At 69.6% G+C, this 18,089-nt stretch carries 20 protein-coding genes; 4 read left to right on the forward strand and 16 right to left on the reverse strand.

Features of this window, described 5'->3' with window-relative positions:
- Nucleotides 1-162: 162 nt before the first annotated feature.
- The 7 genes from ACFYM0_RS14720 to ACFYM0_RS14750 all read right to left on the reverse strand — a co-directional run bounded on the left by ACFYM0_RS14720 (nucleotide 163) and on the right by ACFYM0_RS14750 (nucleotide 4,745).
- On the reverse strand, nucleotides 163-2,283 hold the full coding sequence (locus ACFYM0_RS14720; RefSeq protein ID WP_388500836.1) for an FtsK/SpoIIIE domain-containing protein: 2,121 nt from the start codon (nucleotides 2,281-2,283) through the stop codon (nucleotides 163-165).
- 96 nt (nucleotides 2,284-2,379) lie between these two features.
- Nucleotides 2,380-2,613 carry a DUF6257 family protein gene (locus tag ACFYM0_RS14725; RefSeq protein ID WP_388501005.1) on the reverse strand — a complete coding sequence of 78 codons (234 nt, stop codon included), beginning with the start codon at nucleotides 2,611-2,613 and terminating at the stop codon, nucleotides 2,380-2,382.
- Between the two features lie 74 nt (nucleotides 2,614-2,687).
- A complete protein-coding gene (locus ACFYM0_RS14730; protein WP_388500838.1) occupies nucleotides 2,688-2,855 on the reverse strand; it encodes a hypothetical protein in 168 nt (55 codons plus the stop codon).
- A 33-nt stretch (nucleotides 2,856-2,888) separates the two neighbouring features.
- On the reverse strand, nucleotides 2,889-3,272 hold the full coding sequence (locus tag ACFYM0_RS14735; RefSeq protein ID WP_388500841.1) for a DUF6251 family protein: 384 nt from the start codon (nucleotides 3,270-3,272) through the stop codon (nucleotides 2,889-2,891).
- A 2-nt stretch (nucleotides 3,273-3,274) separates the two neighbouring features.
- Complete coding sequence (locus ACFYM0_RS14740) at nucleotides 3,275-3,646, reverse strand: RRQRL motif-containing zinc-binding protein (protein ID WP_388500844.1); 372 nt, start codon at nucleotides 3,644-3,646, stop codon at nucleotides 3,275-3,277.
- Entirely contained in the window at nucleotides 3,643-4,479 is an 837-nt protein-coding gene (locus ACFYM0_RS14745) for a DUF2637 domain-containing protein (protein WP_388500847.1), read from the reverse strand. Before ACFYM0_RS14745 ends, ACFYM0_RS14740 begins: the two co-directional genes overlap by 4 nt.
- A complete protein-coding gene (locus ACFYM0_RS14750) occupies nucleotides 4,476-4,745 on the reverse strand; it encodes a DUF6284 family protein (RefSeq protein WP_388500849.1) in 270 nt (89 codons plus the stop codon). The genes ACFYM0_RS14745 and ACFYM0_RS14750 overlap by 4 nt, the downstream gene beginning before the upstream one ends.
- 458 nt (nucleotides 4,746-5,203) lie before the next feature.
- On the opposite strand from ACFYM0_RS14750, the gene ACFYM0_RS14755 reads away from it, so the two are divergent.
- Nucleotides 5,204-6,070, forward strand: coding sequence for a GntR family transcriptional regulator (locus ACFYM0_RS14755; protein ID WP_388500851.1), 867 nt, complete (start codon nucleotides 5,204-5,206; stop codon nucleotides 6,068-6,070).
- A 13-nt stretch (nucleotides 6,071-6,083) separates the two neighbouring features.
- Complete coding sequence (locus ACFYM0_RS14760) at nucleotides 6,084-6,761, forward strand: HAD family hydrolase (protein ID WP_388500854.1); 678 nt, start codon at nucleotides 6,084-6,086, stop codon at nucleotides 6,759-6,761.
- Here ACFYM0_RS14760 and ACFYM0_RS14765 read toward each other — a convergent pair.
- Both ACFYM0_RS14765 and ACFYM0_RS14770 read right to left on the reverse strand, forming a co-directional pair.
- Complete coding sequence (locus ACFYM0_RS14765; protein WP_388500857.1) at nucleotides 6,758-7,705, reverse strand: hypothetical protein; 948 nt, start codon at nucleotides 7,703-7,705, stop codon at nucleotides 6,758-6,760. The two genes, ACFYM0_RS14760 and ACFYM0_RS14765, sit on opposite strands and share 4 nt — an antisense overlap.
- Nucleotides 7,706-8,572: 867 nt before the next feature.
- Nucleotides 8,573-9,382, reverse strand: coding sequence for a DUF6551 family protein (locus ACFYM0_RS14770; protein ID WP_388500860.1), 810 nt, complete (start codon nucleotides 9,380-9,382; stop codon nucleotides 8,573-8,575).
- Nucleotides 9,383-9,592: 210 nt separating this feature from the next.
- Between ACFYM0_RS14770 and ACFYM0_RS14775 the strand changes: the two genes are divergently transcribed.
- The gene (locus ACFYM0_RS14775) at nucleotides 9,593-9,823 is read left to right on the forward strand and encodes a DUF2277 family protein (protein WP_327252556.1); all 231 of its coding nucleotides are present in this window, start codon (nucleotides 9,593-9,595) and stop codon (nucleotides 9,821-9,823) included.
- A gap of 18 nt (nucleotides 9,824-9,841) precedes the next feature.
- Here the strand turns inward: ACFYM0_RS14775 and ACFYM0_RS14780 are convergent, their stop codons facing one another.
- From ACFYM0_RS14780 to ACFYM0_RS14805, 6 genes are all read right to left on the reverse strand, one after another.
- Nucleotides 9,842-10,744 (reverse strand): universal stress protein, encoded by a 903-nt coding sequence (locus ACFYM0_RS14780; protein ID WP_388500863.1) that lies wholly within the window; start codon nucleotides 10,742-10,744, stop codon nucleotides 9,842-9,844.
- Nucleotides 10,745-10,884: 140 nt separating this feature from the next.
- Nucleotides 10,885-11,427: a hypothetical protein gene (locus tag ACFYM0_RS14785; RefSeq protein ID WP_388500865.1), complete on the reverse strand. Its 543-nt coding sequence runs from the start codon at nucleotides 11,425-11,427 to the stop codon at nucleotides 10,885-10,887.
- 911 nt (nucleotides 11,428-12,338) lie between these two features.
- On the reverse strand, nucleotides 12,339-12,965 hold the full coding sequence (locus tag ACFYM0_RS14790; protein WP_327252552.1) for a VTT domain-containing protein: 627 nt from the start codon (nucleotides 12,963-12,965) through the stop codon (nucleotides 12,339-12,341).
- 136 nt (nucleotides 12,966-13,101) lie between these two features.
- Nucleotides 13,102-14,754 carry an alkaline phosphatase D family protein gene (locus ACFYM0_RS14795; protein ID WP_388500868.1) on the reverse strand — a complete coding sequence of 551 codons (1,653 nt, stop codon included), beginning with the start codon at nucleotides 14,752-14,754 and terminating at the stop codon, nucleotides 13,102-13,104.
- Nucleotides 14,755-14,894: 140 nt separating this feature from the next.
- Nucleotides 14,895-15,560, reverse strand: coding sequence for an HNH endonuclease family protein (locus ACFYM0_RS14800; protein ID WP_388500869.1), 666 nt, complete (start codon nucleotides 15,558-15,560; stop codon nucleotides 14,895-14,897).
- Nucleotides 15,561-15,875: 315 nt separating this feature from the next.
- Nucleotides 15,876-16,082, reverse strand: coding sequence for a hypothetical protein (locus ACFYM0_RS14805; protein ID WP_388500872.1), 207 nt, complete (start codon nucleotides 16,080-16,082; stop codon nucleotides 15,876-15,878).
- Nucleotides 16,083-16,192: 110 nt separating this feature from the next.
- Here ACFYM0_RS14805 and ACFYM0_RS14810 point away from each other — a divergent pair, with 110 nt between their 5' ends.
- Nucleotides 16,193-16,645, forward strand: coding sequence for a VOC family protein (locus ACFYM0_RS14810; RefSeq protein ID WP_388500874.1), 453 nt, complete (start codon nucleotides 16,193-16,195; stop codon nucleotides 16,643-16,645).
- 642 nt (nucleotides 16,646-17,287) lie between these two features.
- Here the strand turns inward: ACFYM0_RS14810 and ACFYM0_RS14815 are convergent.
- Entirely contained in the window at nucleotides 17,288-17,968 is a 681-nt protein-coding gene (locus ACFYM0_RS14815) for an HAD-IA family hydrolase (protein WP_388500877.1), read from the reverse strand.
- Between the last annotated feature and the right edge of the window lie 121 nt (nucleotides 17,969-18,089).

Genomic DNA, 18,089 nt, shown 5'->3' on the forward strand with positions numbered 1-18,089 from the left:
CCCCTCTGGGGAGGCTCGGGGAGGGGGTTTCGGGGGTCTGACCTGCGGCGCCTCCCTGCCTCCCTGACAGATCATTTGCGCTGGTCAAGGCCAGGGAGGCGGGTCAGGGAGGCGGTTAGGGAGTTCTCCCTGCCTCCCTGGCCTGATGGGGGTCGGCTCCCTCTACTCGGCGGCGGAAGCGGAACCGGCGTCGGGGCGGTTGGCGAGGACGCGGGCGATGCGGTCGCGGCTGATGACCATGCGTCCGTCGGACTTGTAGGGTTCGGCGCCGGTGTGTTCGAGGACGCGCTTGAGGTCGAGGAACGACCAGCCTCCGTACGTCTTCTCGTTGAGGGTGGCGAGGCGCTTGAGGACGTCCTGGGTGAGGACGCGCGGCTCGTTGCCGAGCACGGACAGGATGTCCGCGAGCGGGTCGAGGGCCGGTCCTTGGTCGACGGTGTGCGCGGTGGTGACCCCGTTACGCAGGGCCGTGGCCCGCTCAGCGATCAGGGCGGCGGTTTCGGTGTCGATGTGGTGGGTGCGGACCGTGATCGCGGCCTGCCCGGCCGGGATGGCGATCCCGTCCGACGCGACAACGACGGTGCCCTTGTCGAGGCCCTGGCGGAGCAGGTGCGGTGCGGCGCCGCCGTCGACGGCCTTGTCGCCCAGCGCCATGCGGGCCTGCGACTCGGTGCCCAGGGCGAGGGAGATGCGGGTGTGTGCGCCTTCCCGGACGAGCTTGGGGAGGTTCTGGTCGGTCGGGTCCTGCGTGCCCTCCCACAGGGTCACGTCCACGGCCCGGCCCTGGTTGTGGATCTTCCGTACGGCCATGAAGTAGCGGGAGGTGGCCTTCGACCCGCCGTACGGGCGCTTGTCCGCGCCGACGGCCGGGCACATGAACGCGACCTGCGCCTCGTCCACGATGCCGACGAGCGGCGTGAACACGGTCCCGGGCGGTGCCTGGATCCGGCGCTCCATCTCGGCGACCATGCCCTCGGCCATCTCGGTCGCGGCGATGACGTGGTCGTCGGTCGGGCCCTGGATCAGGATGGTGGCCAGGCCATCGAACATGCCCCAGTCGCCTACACCCTTGAGGTCGGCGATCCGGAACTCGACCGTCTTGTCCAGGGCCAGCCACAGAGCCAGCGCACGCAGAGCGGCGGTCTTGCCCTGGTTCGACAACCCCGTGATCAAAAGGTGGCGCTGGTAGAGGCTCAGGGTTGCCGCGTCGCCGCGCAGGTCCTGACCCCAGGGGGCCTTGCCCGTCTTGTAGTTCGCGGTCATCGTCTCGTCGGTGACCAGCGGGGACGGGCCGATCGGCTGGTCGAGGGCGCCGGAGTCGGCGATCCACAGCCGCACCGTGCGAGCAGCGGCCGGCAGGGTGATGAACACCTCGTGCTCGTGCCGGGCAAGGTTCTCCGCGAGCTTGCGGCGACGTCCCTGGACCTCGGCGGTGGAGACGCCGGAGGGGAGCGTGACGTCGACTTCGACACCGCATCCGGCGATCCGGATCGGGCCGAGCATCGCGGCCCCGGCATCCCCCATGTCCTTGATAGCGCCCCGCAGCGGGGCGATACCCAGGTCACGCAGCGCGGTGACGACGATGGACGGGGTGATCGGTGCCCCGGCGTCGTCGCGCTGCTGCGCGGGCAGCGTCCACTGCGGTGCCGTCTGCCGCCGTCGGCCGACGCCCCACAGGGCCAGTAAAGCCAGCCACGGCCCGGCGACCAGGGCGGGTCCCCACACGACGGTGGCCACGACCACGATCATCCGGATCGCCTCGATCACCGCGCCGATCGGGGCGAACAGCCACGAGATGTCCTTGTTCGCTATGGCCAGCACGATCCCCAGCAGCAGCAGGCCACCGACGGTGAGACCGGTGCCGACGCCCACGCTTTTGGCGAGGTCTGGGGCGGAGCGGAGCAGGTCCATGCGGCGGTGGTGGCGGCCGGAGCGGAAGCGCTGCAGCCGGTCCTCCCACTCCTTGGCCTCATCGAAGTTCCCGCCCGCCTCCGCCGCGCGGATCATCCGCTCGTACCGGGAAGCGGTCCGCCCGTCCCACGTCCGCTTCGCCGTGATCCTCGTACCGCCGATCACGTACATGCCGTGCCGGGCCACCAGCCGGGCGGCGGTACGGGTCTGCTCGCTGGTCACGGCCGCACGTACACCGCGCGCGGTGCGCTTCCACACCCGCACCGGCCGCACCGCCCCGTCGGCGGCCGGGGCCGGGGTGGGGGAAGCCGCGGTAACCGTGTCGGTCGAACTCTCAGGGGTCTTGAAGAGGGGCACGACGTTGTCGGTCATGCTGAAAGCTCCTGCTCTCACTGACTGGCTCAGAGTGGGTGGGGACCGGGGCGGCCGACGTTCTTTGGCGAGAGGGGCGGCCGCCCCGGGGCACAGCTACTTCGTCTTGAGGTTCTTGGCGCGGGCCTTGCGGGCGGCCTTCTCGGCCTCCGCCAGGTCGGCGGCGTGCTGGGCTTCGCGTTCGCGGGCGCCCTCGACGATCCGCTCAAACTTGCGCTCCAGATCGCCCTGGTAGACGGTCTGGCTGGCGATACCGCGCTTGGCCATCCGAGCGGTCAGCCACGCCATCTTGGCGACCTCGCCAGCGGTGAACTTCGGGTCCTTCGCCATCACGGGCTCCATTCCGGGGCCGGTCTGTCCGGCTCCCCTCACCACCCGCACTGGTCGGGTGGATCGGGCAGCCGTCAGCGGCGGCGCGGGAGCAGGATGTGGACCACGAGGACGACTTCCACGGCGAGGAACGCGGTCCAGCCGATCTGGTGGCCCCAGGTGCGGGACATCCACAGCAGGGCCATTCCGAGCGCGAGGCCGAGAACGACGATGAGGACGTAGCGGCCGACGATCGAGAGCATGCGAGAACTCCTCACGAGAGGCGACGGGAGAGGTCAGCCGCGCCGGCGGCGGGCCTTGCGCACGTTCTTCACGGCCTGCGTGCCGCTCGGGCTGCCGACCGACTTCACGACGGTGTGGACGCACCAGCCGAGAACCAGCGCGAGGAAGGCCAGGAACGCGATGTTCGCGGCGATCGCGGTCAGAGCTGCGATCAGGAGCGGGCCGAAGTACACGCCGGCCGCGACCGCCCCGGCGCCGACTCCGGAGCCGAGCGCGATGCGCTGGACGGTGCGGTCGGGCGGGGCCTGGTGGATGTGCTGGTGCACGACCTGCGGCCCGGCGTACGCGGCCGGGAGCTGGTCGGGGGTGGCGTAGACGTGGGTGCCGTCCGGGAGCCTGACGACGCTGGCGTGCAGGGGTTCGGGCAGGTGGTTCATGGTCAGCCCCCTTCGGGGTAGGCGCAGGGAACGCACATGCCGAGCGAGGCCGGTATGACGTATCCGGCGTCGTGGCGGCATTCGGGGCAGGTGCGGCGGGCGGTGTTGGCCTTGGCGAGCGCGGCGGTCTTGGCAGGGGTCATGGGCCGGACGGGCTTGGCCCGGTCGACGCGGTACAGGAACGCGATCAGCGGGCCACGGCGGAAGCGCGGGCGCAGGACCTGGCCGGCGATGTCCTGACCGCCGGGGCGCAGTCCCAGGGCCCGTAACTGGCGGCGGGTGGCGAGACCATCGGGAGCCAAGCGCCACGGAAAGGTGGGCAGGCCGTGGACTCTTCCCATCGGGTCGTGGCAGTCGGCGAACGTTAGGCTCATCCGGCCACCGCCGCCGCGTCCCGCTCACGTTCTGCCTTCAAGGCCTCCCGCACGATCCGGGCTTTGGCCGGGGATGTGCGCAGGGCCTTGCGGATCCCTTCGCCGGTCAGCTTCTCGATCGGCCACGACTCCGTCAGGCTCCGCGCCTCACCGAGGAGCTCGACGTCCGTGCGGGTCGGGCGGGTCGATCGGGCTGCCGCCGGGACTCGACCGGTCGCCCGACGAGGACGCGGTGACTCAGCCGCCGCAACGAGCTGCGGACGCTCCTCGATCGGCTCGATCGGGACGGTGGCGGAAGAGTCCACCTCCCGCTTCGGCTCCGGCAGCTCGACCGGCGGTTCTCCCTGCTCAGGGGTGGACCGATTTGCGGTGATCTGTACAGATTCTTGAGCGGTCGGTTCGGTCGGGGGCTTGTGGTGAAGGACTTTGGCGACGAGGTCGGAGCCGAAGTAGATCGACCCGACCGGAAGCGACGTCGCCAGCAGCACGAGAGCCCAGTTGGCGGGATTCCAGTCGGCCAGTCGAGTCCAGTCGATCGACTCAGCGTGCAGCTCGGGCAGCAGCCCGTGGACGTAGTTCAGAACCAGCGAAGCGAGCGTGTACGCGGCCAGGACCCGCAGGGCGAACCGGCGGGCCTCATCGGTCAACACGAGTGCGGCGACCAGCGCCAGGGCCATCAGGCCGTCGACGACGAACGGGTACAGCGTTGCCGCCGTGCCGTCTGCGCCGATCGCCCTGGCCACGTCCCGCAGGGCGTTCCAGGAGACCCGGAAGGCCATGGCAACCACGACGACCAGCGCGAGGACTAGTGCGGCTTTCGCCTCGCGATTCATGCCGCGTCACCGGAGGACGGGAGGTGAGCGGCCCGGTTCTCCAGTGCGGTCCGTGCCGCCAGCACCTGCCGGCACGCCCGGCGCAGCCGCTGCTCGTCCACCTCGGTGGGCATCCGGTCCAGCGTCATGATCTGCGCGTCCAGCAGGTCGCGCTCCGCCAGGATCAGCGGCATCTCCTGCTCGATCGCGTCCAGCTCCGCATCCGACGGCTCCAGGCCGTCGGACCACGGGGTAACGAGATTCTGAAGTGCTGCGATGGACTTCATTGGGTCTTGCTCCTTCTAGAGAGGAACGGGGCCCGAACAGCGGCCCCCGGCGTTCGAGCGCCGGGGGCCGCACTGTGTTGGGGGTGAAGCAGGAAGGACTCCGGCTCCCCTCGACCCCGTCCGTACGGCGCCGAAGCGCCGGACGGACGGAGGAGGCAACCGGCCGTCTCCCATAGGGCGACGGTGGGTTGGTCAAGTGCATGTGGTCGTCTCTTTCCAGGAGCGCGCTCCTGGGGGTAGGCAGAGACCAGCCGTCCGGTTGACAAGGGGAGCCGGCGCCCTCGGCCAATAGGCCTCCGCACCCTGATCTGCACGCATAGGCACAGATCACCCGTTCAAGCCTGACCAACTTGGCTAGCCCGGTGGGCACAGGAACAACGTAGCCAGCCTGGCTAGTCACGTCAAGAGATGGATAGCCAGGCTGCCCAAATAGTCAGGTTGGCCGTACCATCGGAGCCATGACCTTTGCGCTTGAGCCTCTGGACCCGGACGACGATCGGCCGCCGTACGAGCAGGTCGCGCGCAGTCTCGGCGCGGCAATCCGAACAAGGAAGCTGGCTCCCGGTGAGCGGCTCCCGTCACACAAGATGCTGACGGACCACTACGGCTTCGCCCGCGCGACGATCCAGCGGGCCCTGCGCGACCTGGAGGACGAGGGGCTAGTCGTGTCCCGGAAGGGCAGCGGCGTCTTCGTCCGGAACCGCACCGAGCGGCCGGCCGGACTGCGGCCGTACGTCGAGCAGGCCTTCGCCAGCCACAACGTGACGATCGACTTCGCGGGATTCTCCAGCGAGACCTTGCACGGAGCCCTGCAAGAGCCGCTTGACAAGATCCGCGTGGGTCGCCTGACCCCGTCGAGCATCCGGATCCGCATCCTGGTACCCGACATGGCGGTGCCCCAGGCCGCTCCGGTACGTCGAGAGGACTGCGAAGATGACCCGCGGCTTCGTGCCCGCATGCACGACATCATGGTCGGCTACACGCGCAGCATCTCCGATGCCATAAGCGAGCTGAGCCACCTCGGGCTGGTCCAGGAGAGCAGCGTCGACGTCCGGGTCCACAGCGGGACGCAGTTCTTCAAGCTGTACGTGATCAACAACGAGGATGCGTTCTTCGGGTACTACCCGATCCGCCCAAACAGGGTGGTCGCCCAGGGAGAGGCCATCGAGATCTACGACCTGGTCGGCAAGGACACGATCCTTTTCCACCACTCGCTCAACGAGGGTGACGCCTCCAGCGGGGCGCAGCAGGTAGAGCAGGCCCGAATGTGGTTCGACAGTGTGTGGGAGACGATCGGGAGGGACGCCAATGCCGACGCGAGCTGACGTACTCGGGGGTGTGTTCAGTGCTTCGCAGGCCGTCCTTTTCGACTTCGACGGACCCATCTGCGACGTATTTCGCGGCCTGCCAGCGCCGGCCATCGCCGAAGAGCTGGCCAGCCTCCTCAGCGCGCTGGCCCCAATCCTGTCACCCCTGGCCCGGCTTACAGATGACCCCATGGAAGTCCACCGCCTCTCGCAGGAGGGGGGCACCGCCGTCTTGGCCGCCGTCGAGGCCGCACTCACGGCGGCGGAGATTCGGGCTGTGAAAGTGGCTGGGGTGCCAGTGGCGGGGGCGGTAAGTGCCCTCCACGCCGCGCGGGATTCAGGTCGGCATGTGGCGATCGTGAGCAACAACTCGGCGGAGTGTGTGCGGGAGTACCTCAGCCTGCACGGGCTCGTGGGAGCCGTAGACGAGGTCGTCGGGCGCCCCAAGCTTCGACCTGAGCTGATGAAGCCGTCACCGCACCCCTTGCTCACCGCAGCGTCGGCGTTCGGCGTAGCGCCCAGCAGAACGGTGTTGGTGGGCGACTCAATCAGCGACATCGAGGCGGCATACGCGGCTGGCGCAAGAAGTATTGGATTTGCCAACAAGGCCCCGAAGCAGACGTCGTTGGTCAATGCTGGCGCCGATGTGGTGGTACTTGAGATGCAGGAACTCGCAGACTCTCTCCGCCTAGCGAGCAGGAGTAGCTAGTCATCCGACTCCGGTACTTCCGGTCGCGGTGTCGCAACGGAACTCCCTTCCCGAATCCAGGCGGCAAGGTGGGGTTCGTGCGATTTCAGAGCCCGATGCATATTGAAGGCAATCCACCCGAAATAAGGCTGCGGAATTCGCAGAGTATCTGAACTCGATTTGAGTACTTCCTCCAGTTGGTCGACATCTGGCATTTCTGTCAGTGCCATCCTTGCTCGGTGGAGAATCATTTGGAGGCGCCCGAAAGACACCTCGCCCTCGTCGACCCGGCTTGCTCCGGAAGTGCGGTATTCCCGATAAAGCTCGCGCCACATAACCGTATATGCGTCGACTTCCGTAGCCCCGGCGCGGGAACTCCACGCCTCATTCGGGATTTTCCATGCGCGACGACGGCTCGATTTCTGCGGCTTCCTGCGGCCCGCGACTCTGACCATTCCTCGCAGTCGAATAGTTCCGCCAGCGGCCTCCCCTCTAAGGCTCGGAATGACACGCCAGTAGTCCAACAGGTAGGTCACCCTGCTGTAAGGTTCAAGCCTGAAGAGACTTTTCGTCGAAATGGTGTCATCGGCGTCGAACTCAAAAGTGGAAGGGCCTACAGAGTAATGGCCCTCCTTGACGCCGGATATATCTAGCGCAGGATTGTAAATCGTGATGCTGGAGCGACCGGGATTCTCGATCACCAGCTGTGCTACTTCAATATTGGCACTAGGAGGGCCCCCGTCGAATGGATAGGGTGTATCCCATTTGCCGGTATCGTTGACGACAATCGAATTCTCGCTAAGGATTCCCGCGTTTAGATAGACGCGAACGCGCCCCCCGTCAAGAACGTGCTTAACGATCTGCCACCCAAGCGAAAATGCAGCTGCGGAAAAGCTGAGCAGGGAGACGCCGAGGGCTAGAGTCGGGATTTGAATTCCAAGGAATTCTGCTGGGTTCGCGCTCATTGAGGCATGCTAGCGATCCGATGCCGTGCGGGTCAGCTGGTCCGCAGGATCCGAATCGGTCGGCCGCTCCCGTGTGTACCGCACCTGACGGCAGTCACTGACGGCAACGTGGACGTACATCTACAGGTCCGTGCTGACTGAACTAGCCCTCCGGGGTAGTGGGAGCTGGTTGGGTGCCTGGCCCCATGCGTAGCTGGGCGAACTTACAAAGCAGATGTCGGCGGTTCGAAACCGTCCGCGCCCACCAGTGGAAGGGCCCTCCGCCGATCATGGCGGGGGGTCTTTTGCATCCCGTGAGTTCGTCGAGGCTGGCCCTGAGAGATGAGCGCAGAGTCCCGCTGACATCCATGGCTGACATCAGCAGCAACACACGCTGACACCACTGCGCTCCCCGGCTCCCGGCTCGGCCGGCTCGGTCTGTCGGATCCGCAACTGGGCCGAGCCGTGATCGAACTTACGAAGTAGATGTCGGCGGTTCTGAATCGTCCGTGCCCACCGGCCAGCGAGAAACCCCCCTGCCGATCATGGCAGGGGGGCTTTCATCCCGATGTGACGTCAACAGCGGAGGGAGGGGTGCCCGGGAGCTGCTGCCTGAGCAGCCGGCTTTCGTGGGGCGAGAGCGAAGCCTGGCTGAGGTCCGGGGCCCGATGGGCGGATAGGTTCAGGTGATGAGGATGTAGTGCGCTCCTGCTCTCCCTGGCCTTGACGGCATCTCAACCTGCTTCATCCGCTCCTGCTTACAGGGGAGCGACGTGCTGCCGGATTGGGTGGACTCCGGGGTTGCTCGAGGTCGAGGCGCCGCCATTCAACCTGCAGGCCGAGTGGCTGCGGCGTTGCCCCTAAACCTCTTGGGCGTGGCAGCAGTGGCTAGCTCCCGATGCGGTTCTCTTTCCGCCTGCCCTTGTCCCATTCAGTAACGATCAGTGTGTAGCACGTGCTGATTCTGGACCCAGTGCCGCTGTGGCGCGTCCCGCCGGCGGACGCGAGGGCCGTGATGTTTGCCCGCCAGCGGAAGGCGGGATCCTTCTTCCCGATCTTCTCCGAAAGGAGCCGGTCGTCGATGTCATCTCCATGCTTTCCGAGGAACATGCCAATGCCGCCCAGTAGCATGCCGTCCCAGGTTTCCTTGGTTCGCCCCCATGCGTCTTCTGCGACCTTCAGCGTCCGCTCGAGGGTCTCGGGGCCGTAGAGGTCGGTGATCCGGAGGACGCCTGCCACGGCACCCACCATGTTCGTTCCGGTGGAGCCCATGGCGAGATTGCGTTTCCGCAGCGCGGAGTCAGTGTCGACGAACAGCGGAATCTCGGCCGTGAGTCCGATCTTGTACTCGTCGAGCGGGGTCGGCTTGCTCGACTCTCGGTTCTTGATGAGGAACAGGACCGCTTCCTCCTGCTGGTCCAACCCGTGATGCACCTCGGCCACGATCTCCGGGATGCCGGTCAGCTTGCAGACGTGCCACCGGTGCATGCCATCGACGATGTATCGATCGCCGTTGGTTCGCTGGGAAACGACGATGGTGCCGAGCGCCTCGGGTACCAAGTTGTTGGCCATGCTCCGCGCGCGAGGCTCGTTCAGCACACGCTGAGCCTTCTCGTCGATCTTCAGGTCTTCGATCGGGATGTGGACACCGTGGTCGACCTGATGTTCCGGCAGCTGGTAGGCGTATTTTTTGGGCATGGCTGCGCCCCCTCTGCATCGCGCTTAGGAATGTTGGCGGACTGCCAGATGTGGGATGCGATGCAAGATCCAGAACTTAATCTCCCCGTTATTCGGATAGGAAGATTAATACAGGCCAGCCTCTGTCCTATTTGCGCTGCCCGACTTGGGTAGTCAGGCCGGGGGATGTGGGGTGGTGACGGGGGGTTCGTGGGGCGGGATAGTGGGGGTATGTGCCGATCGATTAAGACGTTGCGTCCGCCCGCGATTCCGGAGAAGGCGACCGAGGAGGAGATCCGGGCCGCCGCCTTGCAGTACGTGCGGAAGGTGTCCGGTTTCAGGGCGCCGGCCGCGCACAACCAGGAGGTCTTCGCCGCCGCCGTCGACGCGGTCGCGGAGGCTACGAGGGAGCTGCTGGAGGGGATCCACGTCAGAGGGGCGGGGGCGGCCGTGGCCGGGTGAGGTCGGGGCGAGCGACGGTCAGGCGGCTGCCGGGACGGCGTCTTCTTCCAGGGGGACCACCGCGACGGGGCAGCCCGTGTGGAGCAGTACCGCGTTGGTGACGGAGCCCGGGCGCGGGGAGAGCGGGCGCTTGCGGTGGCGGCCGATGACGATCAGGTCCGCGGCCCGGGAGGCGGCGACCAGGTGGCCGGCAGCGTCGCCGGGCGCCGATACCTGCTCGATCTCCACTTCCGGGAACCTTTCGGCGTACGGGCGCAGGTGCGCGGCGGCCAGGGCCGTGACCTCGTGGGCGTTGGAGATCTCCTCGTGCGCCGCCGTGGCGATGGCGCCGGCGGTGGTGAAGGTCGGGCCGGGCCAGGCGTACGCGACGACGGCCTGGAGCCGGGCCCCGCGCCGGGCCGCCTCGCGGAAGGCGAAGTAGGTGGTGCTCGGGTCGGGGGCCGCGCTGTTGAGGCCGAGTACGACTTGTCCGTACAGGTCGTGCACGGGCGGCTCGGCGCGCGGGACGACCACCACCGGGCAGGCTGCCTGGCCGGCGCAGGCGATGCCGTTCGAGCCGAGGAGGAGGCCGGCGAAGCCGCCGCGGCCGCGCGAGCCGAGGACCATCAGCTGGGCGTCCCGGCCCAGGCCCGGCAAGACCTGGTGGGGGGCGCCGGGGTGCGAGGCGTACTCGATCGGGGGGAGTCCGGCGCGGCCGTCGAGGGCCTCACGGACCCGGATCAGTACGGGGTCGTCGTCGAGGCCCGGCTCGCCGAAACCTGGGGAGAGGGCCGCCTTGGTGCTGTTCATGTAGAGGCGGGCGTGCACGATGCGCAGCGGAGATCCGGCCATCAGGGCCTGGGAGACGGCCCATTCCAGGGCCCGGTTGCCGTGTGCGGAACCGTCCACGGCGGCGATCACGGGGCGGGGGGTCTGGTCCATGGCGGGCTCCTTGGGGGCAGCGGTGCGTGGACTCAGCCTTGCGGGAGGGGGCTCCGGGCGGGAGTGGGGAAAGTCCCGAGTGGGGCGGGACCATCGGCCACTCCCGTGGTGGGGAGCGGAGCACGGGTTCGGGGCTGTGGTCAGGAGGCGTGGCCCGTGCGGCGGCGCAGGATCCAGGCGCCCGCACCCAGTGCACCGGCTACGAGGGCTCCGCCGAGGGCGATCTGACCCGGGCTCATGGAGCCGACGCTGCCGCCTAGTCCACCGCGGGCGGCGCCCGGGGTGATGTTCAGCGCCACGATGACGCGCTCGCCGCCGGGGCCGCCGCATTCGAAGGTGACGGGATGTGAGCCGGCGCTGATGTTCTGGGAGGTGGTGGCGTAGCCGAAGAGGTTCGTGGCCTGGGCGTTGCCCGGGGTCAGCCAGACGTCGCCGAAGGCGCGGGAGGTGGCCTTGCCGGTGCGCGTGCCGCAGCCGGTGACGTTGAGGCTGACCCGGCCCCCGGGGGCGACGTTGGTCGGGGAGACGCTGCCGGAGGGCTGGGCCTGGGCGAGGGTCGGTGGAGCCGCCGCGGCGAAGGCGACGGTCGCGGCGGCGACGGCCAGCAGGCGGGGGAGGGTGCGGTACCGGTGGGGGGTGTGGGGGCTTTGGGGGCTGCGGGGGGTGTGGGGGGTGGCGGGCATGGAGAGGACTCCTCGGGCTCCGGGAACGGCGCGGTGCGGCGCGGATTCGAGTGCGCACCGTTCTCTCGACGCTAGGAGTCCGGCGCGGCCGCGGCGATCGCTGCCGGGTGAACGGGTGAGCCACTGCTCCGCTTGGGGGAGGCGGGGTGGGGTGGGCGGCCCGCCGGGTCCAGTGCGGAACCGGCCTTGGGGTCGGGCCCCGGTCTCCGGTCCGGGGGCCCGGCTGGGGGCGAGGCTTTGGCTCTGGCCCCGGGTCTCGGCCTCGGGTCTCGGCCTTGGGGGGTTCGGGTTGAGTCGTGGGCTTCGGCCTCGGGCTTCCCCCCCCACCCGGCCTGATGCTGGGCCCGAGGCTGGATCGTTTGAGGGGGGCGGTGGGGCGGTGGGGCGGTGGGGCGGTGGGCACTGCGGGGCGAAGTCCCCTACCCGCCCTTCCTCCGTTCCCCGGGCGCTGCCCGGACCCGCGCCTCAAACGCCGGCGGGGCTGGAGATGTCGTGCCGCCGGGTGCTCGGAACGGGTCCTCAAGCGCCGGGCGGGCTGAGGAGGCGGTACCGGGCTGTGCCCGGATCTCCTGGGGTTCCGGGTCCGGATGCCGGTCCCTAGGCGCCGGATGGGCTGGTGGGGTGTCGGGCTGTGCCCGGACTTCCAGGGGTTCCGCGCCGGACGCCGGTCCTCAAGCGCCGGACGGCTGGAAGGGGCCGGGCCGGGGCGGGAGCGGCTCGCGACGGGGAGCCGCAGGTTCGGCTTCGGAGCCATGCGGTGGCTTGTCGAGGGAGTGGGGCCGGAATGAGGGGGGCGAGCACGGGCGGCCGGAGGGGGAGTGTGGGCCGGAGTGGGTGTGCTGGCTTGAGGGGACGTGTGGGATGCGTCCGGGGGGTTGGGGCGGGCGCCGTGAAGGGGGGCGGGTGGGGGGTTAGGCCGTGGGTGTGGGGGTGGGGCGGCGGACTACGTAGGCTGCCAGGGCGCCTGCGGCGAAGAGGGCGATCAGGGAGACCGCGGTACCGAGCCAGGTGGTGCCGAGCCACTGGGTGCCGAAGTAGCCGAGGGCGATGCTGTAGCCGGCCCAGGCGATGGCGGCCAGGACCGACCAGGGCAGGAACTCCCTGACCTTGCGTTGGGTCTTGCCCGCGCCGAGGGAGACCACCGAGCGGCCGGCCGGGGCGAAGCGGGCGATCACCACCAGGGCGCCGCCGCCGCGCGCGAGGGCGGTGCCGAGGCGCTCGTGGGCCCGGGTGAGCCGGCGGGAGCGGGCGATGGCCCGGTCGAGGCGGGCCCCGCCGCGCCGGGCCAGCCGGTACGCGGCCATGTCGCCCAGCACCGAGGCGGTGACGGCCGTCACCAGCAGCGCCAGGATGTCCGGCACCCGGGACTGCACGGGCACGGGTCCCGCTGCCCCGGCGGCCGCCGCGGCGGCCGCCGCAGCCGTGATCACCAGTACCCCGCTCGGCAGCACCGGCAGGAACACGTCGAGCAGGATGGACAGCGCCACGAGGGCGTAGATCCATGGGCTCGAAGTCAGCGAGCCCAGAGTCTCAAGCAAAACGGGACTCCCCAGTCCGGTTGACGTGCCTCGGCGTGAGGCGCCGCGACGTCGCGGGGAGCGGCAGGGGCGGCTGACAGCGGAACAGCGTACGCCGGGTGTCCACGGACCGGACGCCCGGGTCGGTGCTCCGGCGTCAGCGGGGAGGCGTGAGGTCGCGGTCCAGGACCTTCACCAGGCGGGGGCCCTTGCGTGCCTGGTCCAGGCGCAGCCGCGCGGAGCGCCCGGACAGCGCGAGCGTCATGAGCTGGTTGCCGAACCACGGGCCGCCCGTACGCCGCCAGCTCAGCGGGGGCCGGCCCGTCCGGCCGTGTCGGGAGAAGCCCCGGCCCAGCCATCGGCCCAGCCGTGACCAGCCCAGCCGGAAGCCCCATTTCACGGCTGTGTGGATGGAGTTGTGGACCGGGGAACAGGTGAGCTGGAACACCTGCGCCGTGCTCGGTATTCGCGGTTCGGCCACGTACGCGTGGTGCACGTCCCCCGAGAGCACGCACACCGTCGCCGGCGCCCGCGGGCCCGTGCCCACCTCCTCGATCAGATCGCTGAGCATCGCGAACGATGCCGGGAACGCCGCCCAGTGCTCGAGGTCGCTCCGCCGGCGAAGGTTCTCCCCGATACGGGCCCACCTCGGGCCCCGCTCCCCGCGGCACAGCGCGGCATTCCACACCTCCGCGTCGTGTACGAGCGGCGGCATCAGCCAGGGCAGTGACGAGCCGATGAGGAGGTGGTCGTACCCCCCGTGTCCGGCCAGGGCGTTTTCGCGGAGCCACTGCCGCTCCGCCGGGTCGAGCATGGCCCGCCCGTCCTCGGCGAGCACCCGGGCCGCCCGGGTGTCCACCATCAGCAGCCGGGAACGGCCGAAGTCGCGTCGGTAGCTCCAGCGGACCGTGGCCGGGTCGGCGTCCGCCGAGGTGGCGAAGGCCCGTAGCGCGTCGGTGCCGTCGGGGGTTGCCCGGATCGCCTCGAAGACGGGGTCGGCCGCCAGTTCGGCGGGGGAGAGGTTGCCGAGATGCTGGTACACCCAGTACGACATCAGGCCGCTGACCACGCGCTCCTGCCACCACGGCGTGGCGCGCATCTCCGCCTGCCATGCGGCGCTGGTGTTCCAGTCGTCTATGACGTCGTGGTCGTCGAACATGTGCAGGCTCGGGACGGTGGACAGGAGCCAGCGGATCTCCGGGTCGAGCCAGGACTCGTAGTAGAGCCGCGTGTACTCCTCGAAGTCCGCGACCTGGGCTCCGGGCGCCTCGCGGAGGTCCCGCCGGGCCGCCAGCCACTGGCGGGTGGAGCGGGAGAGCTGGTCCGCGTACACCTGGTCGCCGAGGAGGAGCAGGACGTCGGGCCGCACCGCCTCCGGGTCGGCGGCCAGATCGGCGGCGAGGGTGTCGAGCGCGTCGGGGCCGTGCGGTCCGCGCCGGTCGGCCGGCGGGGCGGCCTGACGGCAGGACCCGAAGGTCAGGCGGAGGTCGGGAGCGGTCGTGGAGCCCGGCCTGCCCGCGGGCGGGGTGGTGATGGTGCTCGCGGGGAACGGGCTGTCGGGCAGCGGCCAGACCCGGAGACCGTCGAGGAGGACCTCGTAGGCCGTGGTGGAGTCGGGGGTGAGGCCGGTGACGGTGATCAGCGCGTAGTGGTGGCCGGCTATCTGGAAGGTGTGGACGCTGCCGCCGGAGCCGTCGGCGCAGCGCACCTCGGCGGTGCACGGGCGGTCCGCCTCGATCCACAGCGTGGCGGAGCCGCCCGCGTCCCAGTCGACGTGGCGCAGCAGCGGTCCCAGGCGCAATGTCCCCATGCAACTCCCCCTCCTTCTTCCGGCATTGCCGTTTGATCACCGTACGACGGGGAGGGGGTGGTCCACCTCCCCCTGGCGGGGGAAAGATCCTTGGCCAGGGGTGGGGTGGGGTGCGTGGGGGTGCGGTGAGCGTGTGGGTGTCAGCAGGCGTTGAGGATGTTGACCAGGGCCGACTTCTCCGTCGAGTCCATGCTCAGGGCCCAGTACTGCTTGACCTCGACCCACATGCGCGCGTACGTGCAGCGGTAGGCGGTGCGCGGAGGCAGCCACTTGCCGGGGTCGAGGTCGCCCTTCGCCTGGTTCACGTTGTCCGTGACAGCGATGAGCTGGGGGCGGGTGAGGTCGTTGGCGAACTGCTGGCGCTTGGCGGTGGTCCAGGAGTTGGCACCGGAACGCCAGGCCTCGGCGAGGGGGACCATGTGGTCGATGTCGATGTCGGAGGCGGCCGTCCAGGTGGCGCCGTCGTACTCGGAGTACCAACTGCCGCTGACGGCGGCGCAGGCGGAGTCCTGGACCACGCCCGAACCGTCGCGCTTCAGGACGGTCTCGCGGGTGTTGCAGGTGCCGGAGACGGTGCTCCAGTGCGGGAAGAGGTCGCGGCTGTAACCGGAGGTGGTGCCTTCGGTCTTCGGGGTGACGGTCGCGAGGTAGGAGCGGGCGGCCGCGGCGCTGATGGGGGTGGGAGGGGAGGCGGCGGCGGTGGGGGCGGTGAGGAGGGTGGTCAGGGAGGCCGCCGCGAGTATGGAGGCGAGCGTGCCGAGTCGACGCGCGTAGACGGAGGGCGTGGAGGAAGGCTTGGAGGGCATGAGGGGCTCCGGGTTCTCGGGGGAGGGCAGGGGTGGGGTGCGTGGGTGTGTGGGTGTGCTGGGGGGGCGTGGCCATGCTGGCCGTGCCGGGTTTCGAGGGAGTGGGCGCGAAGTGACAGTCTGAAGGCATGAGCATGTCATGGCGAGGTGAGTGACTGGCCCTGGGGTGGAGGGAGTTGGCGTTTGGGGTTGGGGTGGGGGTGTTTGGAGTGGGGTGGGGTCAATGTCCCCGCCTTGGTTCCGATGCAGTGGCGGTAGTGGGCATGGCAACGGCGCCGCTCCCGGTCGTTCCGGGGGCGGCGCCGTGATCCGGAATCAGAGTCCGGTGGTGAAAGGGTTGTTGTGGACGGAGTTGGAGCTGTAGGTGATGCGGTCCTTGCGCAGTTGCTCGGTGCGCTCCAGCTCGGCCAGGAGGCCGGCCGCCGCATCCGAGCGGTTGCGCCTTTCCCGGCGCACCACCTTGACGACGGCGTACAGTCCCACGATCCCCATCAGGGAGAACAGGACGATCAGTTCGGTCATGGCATTTCCCCCGTGGTCATGCGCGTGTGCGCGGCCGCGCGTTCCGGCCGTCCGGTGTGTCATCGCCGACCGTACCTTCCGTTGTCAGACCTCCCTGCGAGGCTGAAGTCATGGAGACCACCTTGCAACTGACCATCGACTGCGCCGATCCGCGGGTGATGGTGACGTTCTGGACCGAAGCATTGGGTTATGTGCCGGAGCCGGCGCCGGACGGGCATGCGACCTGGCGCGCGTACTGGGAGGGCATGGGGGTGCCCGCGGAGGAGCTGCCCGAAGGGGTGGGAGAGGCGCCGGAGTCGATCGTGGATCCGTCCGGGCGGGGGCCCCGGGTGTGGTTCCAGCAGGTTCCGGAGCCCAAGGCCGGCAAGAACCGGGTGCACTTGGATCTGAAGGTCAGCGGTGGGCGCGGGGTTCCGATGGAGCTGCGGACTCGGCGGGTCGACGAAACGGTGGAGCGGCTCACCGGGGCGGGGGCGACGGTGCTGCGCGTGCTGGACGAGTTGGAGACGCACTACGCGGTGGTGCTGCAGGACCCCGAGGGGAACGAGTTCTGCGTCGCTTGAGCCGGCTCGGGGTGGGGTGGCGGTGAGGGTGGGTCCGGCTGTTGCGGCGGGGGACGCATGAGTCGGCCGGAGGGGGCCTGGCCGCTTGGCTGAGTGCCCGGGCCTGACTGTGCGGGGTGGGTCCGTGGGGCAGGTGGACCTGGTCTGCTTGTTCGGGGTGGGCTTGGCGGGCCGTCGGGACTTGGCGGGTCGTCTGGGGGCGGTCCCCCGGGCCTCGGTCCGCTGGGCTTGGCCGTCAAGGTCGGGTTGTTCAGAGGGCAGGCGCGCGGTGACCTCGGCGATTCGGTCCTCGGCGACCAGGAACTCCGGCAGGGCGCCCGTGGCCGGCCTCCTGGGGCTGGTGGCCCGGGTCAGGCTCGGTGGGGAAGGGCAGCCGGTTCACGTCGACCGGGCTCGGCTGCTCGGAGGCGGGGTGAACGGTGCACGGCGACCGGCTTTGGCTGCTCGGGTCGGGGCGGCCGGTTCGCGTCGGCCGGGCTTTGGTTGCTCGGGTCGGGTGGCGGGTTCGCTTCGACCGGGCTTGGCTGCTCGGGTCGGGCCGACCGGTTCGCCGTGACCAGGTTTGACCGTCACCGTTGCGGCGGTCGGTCTGGTGACCGGGATTGGCCGCCCGGTCGGGGTTGACCGGGCATGCCGTTTGGGTCAGGCCGTCTCGAGGGTGAGGGTGATGGAGCCGTCAGGGGAGGCGGTGATGGCGACGGCGGTCAGGTCGAGGACGTGGGCGGTGGGGCCGTGGGCGGCGGCGCGGGGGCCGACGCCGATGACCCGCATGCCCGCGGCCTGGCCCGCGGCGATGCCGGCGGCCGAGTCCTCGAAGACGATGCAGTCGGCCGGGTCCACGCCGAGGGCGGCGGCGCCCATCAGGAAGCCCTCCGGGTCGGGCTTGCTGGCCTGCACGGACTCGGCGGTGATCCGGACCTCGGGCATCGGCAGGGCGGCGGCCGTCATCCGGGCGGTGGCCAGGGCCGTGTCGGCGGAGGTCACCAGGGCGTGCGGGAGGGTGCTGAGGGCGGCCATGAAGGCGGGAGCGCCACCGACCGGGACCACGCCGTCGGTGTCGGCGGTCTCGCGGGCGAGCATCACCGCGTTCTCGGCGAGGTTCTCCTCCATCGGGCGGTCCGGGAGGAGGATCGCCATCGTGGCGTAGCCCTGGCGGCCGTGGACCACCTTGAGGGCTTCCTCGGGATCCAGGCCGTGGGCGACGGCCCAGTCGTACCAGCAGCGCTCGACCACCGCGTCGGAGTTGACGATGGTGCCGTCCATGTCCAGGAGCAGGGCCTTGGCGGTCAGGACGGCGGGGGCGGTGGTGGTGCTGGCCGGCATCGGAGGGGCTCCAGACGGGACGGGAAAGAGAACAAGTGGTTCCGTCCACCGGTCAGGGAGTGAGGACGGAACCACTTTGTTCCTGAACAATACAAAACGAGGTGGGGTGCTCGCCACCGGA

Source organism: Streptomyces sp. NPDC006487, assembly GCF_042870555.1.
Taxonomy (GTDB): Bacteria; Actinomycetota; Actinomycetes; order Streptomycetales; family Streptomycetaceae; genus Streptomyces.